Consider the following 9,619-nt stretch of genomic DNA (forward strand, 5'->3'; position numbering starts at 1 on the left):
GCCCTTTTCCGCGCACCCTTCGCCGGAACGATGCATGGCAGACCAAATAGTCAGGAGACAAAGCATGAAAATCGATCGTCGAAGCTTCCTCATTACGGGCGCTGGGACTGTGGCGGCCGCCGCCTCGGGCATGATGGGCGCGCCGTGGATCAGACGCGCGCAGGCGGCGGAATTCAGCTACAAGGTCGGTACCGACCTGCCGGCGTCGCATCCTCTGAACGTGCGGATCCAGCAAGCCGCCGATGCCATCAAGAAGGAGACCGATGGCCGCATGGAAATTCGCGTGTTCGCGAACAACCAGCTCGGCGGCGACCCCGACATGTTCGCGCAACTGCGCGCCGGTGCGCTGGAGTTCTTCACGTTGTCTGGCGCGAACGCCCTCTCATCGCTTGTTCCCAAGACGGCGATCACCGGCGTGGGCTTCGCGTTCAAGGACTACAGTCAGGTGTTCGGCGCGCTCGACGGCGAACTCGGCGCGCATCTACGCGGCCTCATTACCAAGGCCGGTCTCGTGGTGCAGGACAAGGTGTGGGACAACGGCTTTCGCCAGATCACGACCAGCTCCAGGCCGATCAAGACGCCCGGCGACCTGCAGGGCATGAAGATCCGCGTCCCGCCGGGCCGTCTGTGGATCGCGCTGTTCCGTGCGCTGTCGGCCGCGCCGGCTTCGATCAGCTTCAACGAAGTGTATTCGTCGCTGCAGACCAAGGTTGTGGAAGGTCAGGAAAACGCGCTTGCGGTGGTCGACACGGCCAAGCTTTATGAAGTGCAGAAGTACTGCTCGATGACTAGCCACATGTGGGACGGTTTCTGGTTCCTCGGCAATCGCTCGGCGTGGGAGAAGCTGCCGGCGAACGTCCGCGACGTCGTCTCGAAGCATTTGAACGCCTACGCGATGCTGCAACGCCAGGACGTGGCGAAGCTCAACGCGTCGCTGCAGCAGTCGCTGGAAAGCAAGAGCCTGCAGTTCAATATGCCCGACATGAGCGGCTTCCGCGAAGTGCTGCAGAAAGGGGGCTTCTACGCCGAACAGAAGCAGTTTTTCGGCGAAGAGGAATGGGCGCTGCTCGAGAAGTTCACCGGGAAACTGGCATGAGAACGCAGATCGCTGAGGATTTCCCGCAAGGGGCGCACGACGGCAACGCCGTGCCGGGCGCCTCTTCCAGTCCGTCGCGGCTTGCGCTCGCCGACCGCGTGCTCGGGCTGATCGTGTCCGTGCCCGCGGCCATGCTCGTGCTGGCTGAGATCGTGCTGCTCTTCAGCGGCGTCATGGCCCGCTACGTGTTTCACCGCCCGCTGGTGTGGGGTGATGAACTCGCGGGCATCCTGTTCCTGTGGCTCGCGATGACGGGCGCCGCGACGGCGCTGCATCGCGGCACGCACATGCGGATGACGGCGATCGTCAATCGTGCGGGCAAGGAGTGGAGGGCGATCTGGGACACCGTCTCGCTGGTCGCCAGCCTGCTCTTTCTCGGGCTGATCGCGGCGCCGGTATACGCGTACATCAACCAACAATGGGGGATCGTCACGCCGGCGCTGGAGATCAACGACGCGCTGCGTGTCGCGGCGATCGTCTACGGCGTGGCGGTCATGCTGCTGATGTCGGTCGTCAAACTTCTGGCGCTGGGCTGGAGGCAGGCGATCATTGGCATCGTGGTGGTCGCGGCGGTCGTCGCCGGCCTCCACACGGCCGGTCCGGCGCTTAAATCGCTTGGTAACCTCAATCTGCTGATCTTCTTCGTCGGCGTGGTCGGCTTCACCGTGCTGTCCGGCATGCCGATCGCGTTCTCGTTCGGGCTGGCGGTGTTTTCGTATCTGTCGTTGTCCACGTCGATGCCACTGGAAATCGTCGTGAGCCGGATGGACGAAGGCATGTCGCAGCTTATGCTGCTCGCCGTGCCGATGTTCATTTTCCTGGGCCTGCTGATCGAAATGACGGGCATGGCGCGCGCGATGATCAACTTCCTGGCGTCGCTGCTCGGTCACGTGCGCGGCGGTTTGTCGTACGTGCTGGTCGGCGCGATGTATCTGATCTCGGGCATTTCCGGCTCGAAGGCCGCCGACATGGCCGCCGTCGCGCCAATCCTGTTTCCCGAGATGAAGAAGCGCGGCGAGAAGCCGGGCGAACTCGTCGCGCTGCTGTCGGCGACGGGCGCGCAGACGGAAACCGTGCCGCCTTCCATCGTGCTGATCACGATCGGCTCGGTGACCGGCGTGTCGATCTCGGCGCTCTTCACGGGCGGTCTGCTGCCGGGTCTCGTGCTCGCGCTGGCGCTGTGCGTGCTGGTATGGTGGCGCGCGCGCGGCACCGACCCGGTGTCGGCCAAACGTGCGCCGGGGTCGGAAATCGCGAAGCTGCTGGTGATCTCGATTCCCGCGCTGGCGTTGCCGGTGGTGATCCGCTTCGCAGTGGTCGAAGGCGTGGCGACAGCGACGGAAGTGTCGACGGTCGGCATCGTCTATTCGCTGATCGCGGGCTTGCTCATCTATCGCAAGTTCGACTGGAAGCGCATTTCGCCGATGCTGGTCGAGACGGCGGCACTGTCGGGCGCGATTTTGATCATCATCGGCACGGCGACGTCGATGGCCTGGGCGCTCACGCAATCGGGCTTCTCGCATAGCCTGGCGTCGTTCATGGAACATCTGCCGGGCGGCGCGGTGAGCTTCATGGCCGTGTCGGTGATGATGTTCGTACTGCTGGGCAGCGTGCTGGAAGGCATTCCGGCGATCGTGCTGTTCGGGCCGCTGCTGTTTCCGATCGCGCGCGACGTGGGCATCCACGAAGTGCAGTACGCGATGGTCGTGATTCTGTCGATGGGTATGGGCCTGTTCTCGCCGCCGTTCGGCGTCGGCTATTACGGCGCCTGCGCGGTCAGCAAGATCCATCCGGACGAAGGCATCCGGCCGATCATCGGCTATATGATCGCGTTGTTCTTCGGCATCATCGTGATTGCGGCGGTGCCGTGGATTTCTATCGGATTCCTGAAGTCATGAGGCTCGAGCTTTTCGACGGGTTGAATCAAGGTTAAGCGGTAGACCTGGGCACCTGGGGGCGGCGATGCTTGGGGCATCGCAGTTTTTTTCTTACGCGGGTTCGCGAGCTCGTGTCGAACCTTCCGTTCGCTTGCCGCCCGCGAACGTCTGCGTCAATCAGCGAGCATCACGCGACATTCCCGCCCCGCGCATTGACGAAGAATCCCGCATCGCCCATCTGCCCGCCCTTCAGTGCCACCTGGAGTTCACGCAGATGCGGCTTGTCGGAGATCACGCGACACAGCGGCGCCCCCGGCGTCAGGCGCGTGTCGATTTCGAGCGCATCCGGGCCGAGCACCTGCGTGACCTGACTCGACGTATCGCCGCCCGACAGAATCAGACGACGCAACGGCTGGGCCTTCAGCACGGCATCCGCGATCGCGCCGAGCTGCTGCCCGAGCGCGCGGCCACCACGATGACGCGCATCGTCGCGGGTCATGCCTTGCGCCACGAGTGCTTCCAGCATCTCGCCGATGCGCGGATCGCGCGGCCCGCGCGCCGTGTGCATGATCACGCTGCGGCCATCGCGAAACGCGTCGAGCGCGCGATTCACGATGTGGTCGAATGCGCGTGCGCCCTCGCGGTTGTCGATCAGCGCGCGGGCATCGATCGCGATGTCCGCGAAACCCGCTGCGATCGCCGCATCGATCTGCGCCGCCGACAACGGCGATGCGCTGCCCGATATCGCGAGAATCGGCGCGGCCGGCTCGATGCGGTCGAACGAACGCTTGATCGCGGGCAGCGTGCCTTGCTCGGCCCACCATTGCGTCATCGCGTATTCCAGTCCGGACGAGCCGACCGCGAACACCGGACCGAGGGCCTTCGCATAGCCTTCAAGCAGCCGCCCGACTTCGGTCAGATGCGCGCGCGTCGCGGTATCCAGCAGCAGACCGGCGGGCGCGGCGTCGAGCGCCGCCTGCCACGCGCGATCGAGCGCCTCGCGGCCATCATCGAAATTCGGCAGGAAGAAGCCATCCAGCGGCAAGTCCGTCTGCCGCGCGAAGTGGCGCAGGAGATCGCCTTCGTCCATCGGCGTGACCGGATGCACGCTCATGATCGGATGACGATCGATGCGATAGATCTTGCCGTCCGTGGCCGAGCGCGCGAACAGGTTGCCGAACGTGCAATAGCGTTTCAGCGCCGGCGTGCCCGCGACGATCGGAATGGGGCGTGGGCCAAAGCCTTTGCGCGCGATTTCCATCACGCGCCCAATGCTGCCGATATGCGGCGCGCTATCGAACGTTGAGCAGACCTTATAGTGGATGATGGGCGCGTTGAGCGCACACAGCGCCGCAAACACCGGCGGCAGCGCCGGCTCCATTTCGGCGGGCGTCATTGCGCGGCTGTCGCCCGCCACGCCGATCGCGTCGAATCCACCGAGCGCCGCGAGCTGTTCGCGCGTCGGTGGTTTCAGAAACAGAGCGCAGCGCAGTCCCGCGAAGGCCAGCACTTCGAGTGCGTCGGTGGAACCGGTGAAATCGTCGCCATAGAAGGCAAGTCGCAACGTCGGATGATTGGCTTCGCTCATCGTCGCTCAGATCGCCTTGAAGTGGGACAGCGCGGCGCGGAGCGCGGGGTGCGTCTGCGCGTACGTGTTGAGGTCGATGTCTTCCGTCGCCGCTTCCCAGCCTTCGCGCATGCTCGCGACGCCCGCCGGAATGCCCTGCGGATGTCCGATGATGCCGCCGCCCGCGAGATGCATCAGATCGACCGAGCCGAGCGAGTTGTACAGATCTGGCGCCTGCGATGCCCATTGTCCCGACGAGAACACCGGCATCAGCGGCTGCACGCCCGCAAACGGCGCGAGACACGAACGCGCGGAATCGATCACCGATGCATCCGGCTCCCAGAACTTGCCGCGCACGCCGTTCACATGCAGATGGTCGATGCCCGCGAGCCGCCAAAGCTTCTGATACGCGGAGAACGAAAAGCCGAGCTGCGGGCAGCGCGTGAGTGCGCCCCAGCCGTTGCGGTGGCCGTGCAGCGGCAATTCCGAATGACGGCGCATATGCTCGACGCCCGCGAAGCCGACCCAGTTCACGCACACCATGATGCAGGTGCCGCCGGCAGCGAGCACCTGGTCGTGACGGCGCCGCATCTCGTCGATGGTGCCCGAAATGTTGATTGCGTACATCGGCATGCGGCCCATGCGATCGGCGTGGCGATGCAGCACCGGCATCACGGCTGCGAGACGCGCGTCGAAGCTCGCATATGACGGATCGCCGAGCAGTTCGTCATCCTTGATGAAGTCGATGTCGGCGGCGCAGAGATCATCGACGATCTGCGCGGTCTGCTCCGGCAACAGTCCAATACTTGGCTTGACGATCGTGCCGATCAGTGGACGGCCGTGCACGCCGGTCACGCGCCGCGTGCCTTCGATGCCGAACGCGGGGCCCGGAAAACGCGCCGCGTAGTCGTCGGGCAGGTCGATATCGAGCAGCCTGAGGCCGGTGATTTCGCCCAACTCGAACAGATTGCCCGCGATGGTCGAGAGCAACTGGGGCAGGTTCGCGCCCACGTTGTCGACCGGAAAGGCGATTTCGATTTCACCACGATAGTAGAGCGGCGCAGGTTCGCGGCGCTCGACGAACGCGCTTCGCAGCGAAGGCTCCAGCACCGGCGGGAATGAATCGACCCGCACCACGCGGGCGCGGGCGCGTTCCTTCAGTTCGTCGGTTTCGCCGGGCAGCGCGAGAAACGTGCCGCTCGACTGTTCACCGGCGATGACTTCGGCCGCTTTGGCAAGCGGCACCGAGCTTTCCACGAAGTAACGCGCTGTGAAATCCGCGCGGGGACGAATGTTCCTGGACATGTTATAGGTTTCACCTTGCGGCCGGCGCGAACGGAATGGAGTGCGCCGTTTGTCTCCGTACGTCTACTTTTTGGGCGCGCACGCGAATGCGACGAGAGCGCTTCTGCATGATTGTTTCCGAGCGACTATAAGATTGACGCTCAAAAGCTACAAACGATATGATTTCCGCGCGCGATGCGAAAAACTCACAATAGTCGTCGCGCCTTTTGGCCTGAAATCCCGATTTGGCAATCCTGCCGCGCCGGCGCGTACCAGCTGGCGCGAGCGCTCCCTCTGCGAGGAAATCTGCGCGTGCCCCGTCCTTCACTCAATGCGCTGCGCGCGTTCGAAGCCACCGCGCGGCTGCGCAGTTTCGGCGAAGCGGCGTCCGAACTGTCCGTCACGCACGGCGCGATCAGCCGTCACATCCGCTCGCTCGAAGACAATTTTGGCGTGCTGCTGCTGTTGCGCAATGCTCACGCCACCGAGCCGACACCGGAAGGCGCGCGACTCGCCGAAGGCCTGTCCCGCGCGTTCAACCTGATTCAGGCGAGCATCGATCAGGTGCGGCCCGGGCCGCTCACGCTGTCGTGCTCGGCGTCCATCATGATGTACTGGCTTTTGCCTCGCCTGTCGAGGCTGCATCGCAAGGAGCCGCAACTGGAGATCGGCTTTCACACGGGCTATGGCGAAATCGACTTCGCGCGCGACAACATCAGCGTGGCGATCCGGCTGTCCACCATCAAGCCGCCGAAGGATGTCGAGCCGAAGCCGCTCGTCGACGAGTGGATCGGCGTGGTCTGCTCGCCCGAGTACATGCGCACGACGCGCATCACTACTGCCGACGATCTCGAACGCGCGCGCTTGCTCGCCACCGCCACACGCCCCGCCGCGTGGGACAACTGGTACGAGGCGAGCCGCCTGTCACCCGCGTGCCGTCCGGCCGTCGCGGAGTCGTTCGAGCATTTCTATCTGCTGATCCAGGCCGCGAAATGTGGTCTCGGCGTGGCGGCGGTGCCGCGCATCCTGGTGCGCGACGAACTGGATTCCGGCGCGCTGGTCGCTCCGTTTGGCTTCGTGAAGGGGCCACGCAAGCTCGTGCTGTGGGTGGCGCCGCATCTGGAAGCGCGCCCGCAGTCTGTTGCGCTCGTCGGCTGGCTCAGCGAAGAACTGTTGCGCACCGAAGGCAGGGCCGCATGACGCGGCAGCTGCGGCCTCGCCATGAGACTTACATTGCCGTGCCGCCGTCCGCGTTATAGACACCGCCCGTCACGAACGATGCCTGCGGCGACGCGAGGAACGCCACTACTTCAGCGATTTCCTCCGGTTGCGCGCCACGGCCCATGGGCGTGACGGCGTAGATCGAATCGATGAATCCTTCCGGCTTGGTCGCCAGCTGGCGGCGCACGAAATCGGTCAGCGTGAACGCCGGCGCGACCGCGTTCACGCGAATGCCCGACTTGGCGAATTCGCGCGCGAGCGATTTGGTCATCGCGAGGATGGCACCCTTCGACGTCGCGTATGCAGCGGTGCCGAGCATGCCGCCGCCCTTGATGCCCGCGATCGAACTGAGATTGACGATCGAGCCGCTTTTTTGCGTCAGCATCTGACGAATCGCTTCCTGGCAGCACAGCCACGTGCCCGTCGTGTTCACCTCGACCACGCGGCGGAACTCTTCCGGCGTGATGTCGAGAAAGGGCTTCGCGCTTTCGAGTCCCGCGCTGTTGACCAGGACGTCTAGCCGTCCCCATCGCTTGACGACCGCTTCGACCATAGCTTTCACACTGGTTTCGTCAGCGACGTCGACCGTCACGGGCATTGCTTCGAAGCCGCTCGTGCGGATCGCTTCAGCGATGTCAAGCGCGGCCGGTCCGCGGAGATCGGCGATGGCGACCCGATAGCCGCGGCTCGCGAACAGTTGGGCACTGGACTGGCCGATGCCGCTGGCCGCACCGGTGATGATTGCAACGGGTGTCTCGTTCGTCATTGTTGTGATCGTGGTGTTTGTCTGATGGACGTTGCAGCCGTCCCGGCGGGAAGAAACGGCGACGATGCGCCGGCTCAATAAAAATATAAGCCGCTGGCCTTGCGCCATCAAACGAAAACATCTCCGCGGGCGCGGAGAAAAAGTCACAAGAGACGGGCGGGGCGGCGCGCAGGGGACGCGTTACATCGGTTCATCTTCATACCGACGGAGCCGCTATGCTGATCAAGCAGTACGCGATGAATTTGTCGATCATCACTCGGCGCGAAATTAAGCTGGGAAACCTGAACCTCCGGCCATCTGCATCTTGTAGAACAGCTGCTGGCCTCTGTCACCGCCACGAAGGAGTCATTCGAGAGTCTCACGCGAATGACCGTCAGACACCCCGTCACCAACAATCGCACTCAAACCCGTCATTAACCTCAAGCCTTCCGCCCAACCTTCTTCTTTTGCGCGTAAATCAACGCGCCCGTCTCCACCGGGACGAACGGCGCCTGAAAATGGTCCACCAGAAGATCGATGAACGCCCGGGCGCGCGCTGTCTGATTTCGCTGACTGGGGTAGTAGACAAGCAGGTCCGCAGACGGCAGCGGAGTATCCGGCAAAACGAGTTTCAACCGGCCGCTCTAAACATATTTCGCCAGATCCCATTCCGGGCGGATCAATATTCCGTGCCCGTCGAGTGCCCAGCGCAGCACGATATTGCCGTCATTGCTTGAAAGTGCGCTCGAAGAGCCGGGCAATGTCTCCCCGACCGACAGCGTCTCCCGTCATTGAAACGAGGAGAGCCGTGGAGCGAATCGGCGTTTCCCTCAGCGACCATGCGACAGCACTACCTTTTATGTCGGCTAGGTTCTCGTCAAGGAGAGTGATTTCAAAAGCGCCGGTACGAAGGAACCTGAGCGCAGTTTCGCCATCGTAGGCCACAGCACCATGGTGGCCATAGCAGTCCGGCGGGAAAGCGAGACTGTCCGCGGCAGACTCATTGTCGTCAGGCTTCGATCGGATTCCAAGCCTCGAGGACATCGTACAGACACGGGATACGTAGGCGGACCGCATGTGTCGTGATCTAACCCACAGCGCCAGACGGAGAGTTGGATCCGACCCACCGGCCGCTGCGCGCACGTCTGTCTACGAATTCGCACTGGTCGCTATTTTCAACTAGTTGTGCGATCGCTTACCGCAGCGCCACCGTTTGGCGCGCACTTTGCTTTGATCCTCATCGAGGAGTGGCGACACCCTCAAAACAAGCTCTGACATTCCTGACTGACTAATTTACTTTTGGAGAATCGAAATGAACACGCTGGTAATCAAAGACCTCCCCGTAGCCGTTGAGATGGATCGTACGGCAATGACCGCCGTCAGCGGCGGCAGGTTGCCGCAACAGATCGTGAACATCATCCAGGCCGTTGCCGACTATGCAAATGACGCTCCTACCCAGCACAGTTTTACTGGCAGTGGGGCTTCCGTGACGTACTAATAGAAACACGGTGCTTTCGTAGCTCAAGGCCCCGCCAACGAGGGGCCTCTTTGAATTCGCTTCCGTGACTTTATCTGCGCGGTTCTGGTGAAAATAGGCTCATTGGACCGGTTAGAGTAGCGATCCAATCAATCTGGCGAGGGGCGATGAGCAAGGGGAAGGCTCTGGAGGGGTTGTTTGATGGCCGGCATTTCGATCGGGAAATCATTGTTCCGTGTGTGCGCTGGTACCTTCGCTACAAGCTCAGCCTGCGCGATCCGGTCGGGATGATCCCCCAAGGGGACTTCCTGCGGGGGGCGGCCGAGGTCATCAAACATCAGGGCCAGCCACC

The 9,619-nt window shown here is 63.0% G+C and carries 7 protein-coding genes and 2 pseudogenes; 5 read left to right on the top strand and 4 right to left on the bottom strand.

The window, feature by feature from the left end; genetic code table 11:
* Positions 1-64 precede the first annotated feature (64 nt).
* Entirely contained in the window at positions 65-1,096 is a 1,032-nt protein-coding gene (locus PQQ53_RS05195) for a TRAP transporter substrate-binding protein (RefSeq protein WP_408323354.1), read from the top strand.
* Entirely contained in the window at positions 1,093-2,994 is a 1,902-nt protein-coding gene (locus PQQ53_RS05200; RefSeq protein WP_408158039.1) for a TRAP transporter large permease, read from the top strand. Before PQQ53_RS05195 ends, PQQ53_RS05200 begins: the two co-directional genes overlap by 4 nt.
* 166 nt (positions 2,995-3,160) lie before the next feature.
* Here PQQ53_RS05200 and PQQ53_RS05205 read toward each other — a convergent pair whose 3' ends face one another.
* The gene (locus PQQ53_RS05205) at positions 3,161-4,561 is read right to left on the bottom strand and encodes a four-carbon acid sugar kinase family protein (protein WP_408323355.1); all 1,401 of its coding nucleotides are present in this window, start codon (positions 4,559-4,561) and stop codon (positions 3,161-3,163) included.
* 6 nt (positions 4,562-4,567) lie between these two features.
* Entirely contained in the window at positions 4,568-5,845 is a 1,278-nt protein-coding gene (locus PQQ53_RS05210) for a ribulose-bisphosphate carboxylase large subunit family protein (RefSeq protein ID WP_408147348.1), read from the bottom strand.
* 291 nt (positions 5,846-6,136) lie between these two features.
* On the opposite strand from PQQ53_RS05210, the gene PQQ53_RS05215 reads away from it, so the two are divergent.
* The gene (locus PQQ53_RS05215) at positions 6,137-7,024 is read left to right on the top strand and encodes a LysR substrate-binding domain-containing protein (protein WP_408147350.1); all 888 of its coding nucleotides are present in this window, start codon (positions 6,137-6,139) and stop codon (positions 7,022-7,024) included.
* A 28-nt stretch (positions 7,025-7,052) separates the two neighbouring features.
* Here PQQ53_RS05215 and PQQ53_RS05220 read toward each other — a convergent pair whose 3' ends face one another.
* On the bottom strand, positions 7,053-7,811 hold the full coding sequence (locus PQQ53_RS05220; protein ID WP_408323356.1) for an SDR family NAD(P)-dependent oxidoreductase: 759 nt from the start codon (positions 7,809-7,811) through the stop codon (positions 7,053-7,055).
* Positions 7,812-8,230: 419 nt separating this feature from the next.
* Positions 8,231-8,533, bottom strand: a pseudogene (locus PQQ53_RS05225) (LysR substrate-binding domain-containing protein); the annotation flags it as partial.
* Between the two features lie 569 nt (positions 8,534-9,102).
* On the opposite strand from PQQ53_RS05225, the gene PQQ53_RS05230 reads away from it, so the two are divergent.
* Together PQQ53_RS05230 and PQQ53_RS05235 are read left to right on the top strand one after the other, a co-directional pair.
* The gene (locus PQQ53_RS05230; RefSeq protein ID WP_408158041.1) at positions 9,103-9,288 is read left to right on the top strand and encodes a hypothetical protein; all 186 of its coding nucleotides are present in this window, start codon (positions 9,103-9,105) and stop codon (positions 9,286-9,288) included.
* A gap of 146 nt (positions 9,289-9,434) precedes the next feature.
* Positions 9,435-9,619: pseudogene (locus PQQ53_RS05235) on the top strand (hypothetical protein); the annotation flags it as partial.

This window comes from Paraburkholderia strydomiana, assembly GCF_046030495.1.
Classification (GTDB): Bacteria; Pseudomonadota; Gammaproteobacteria; order Burkholderiales; family Burkholderiaceae; genus Paraburkholderia; species Paraburkholderia strydomiana_A.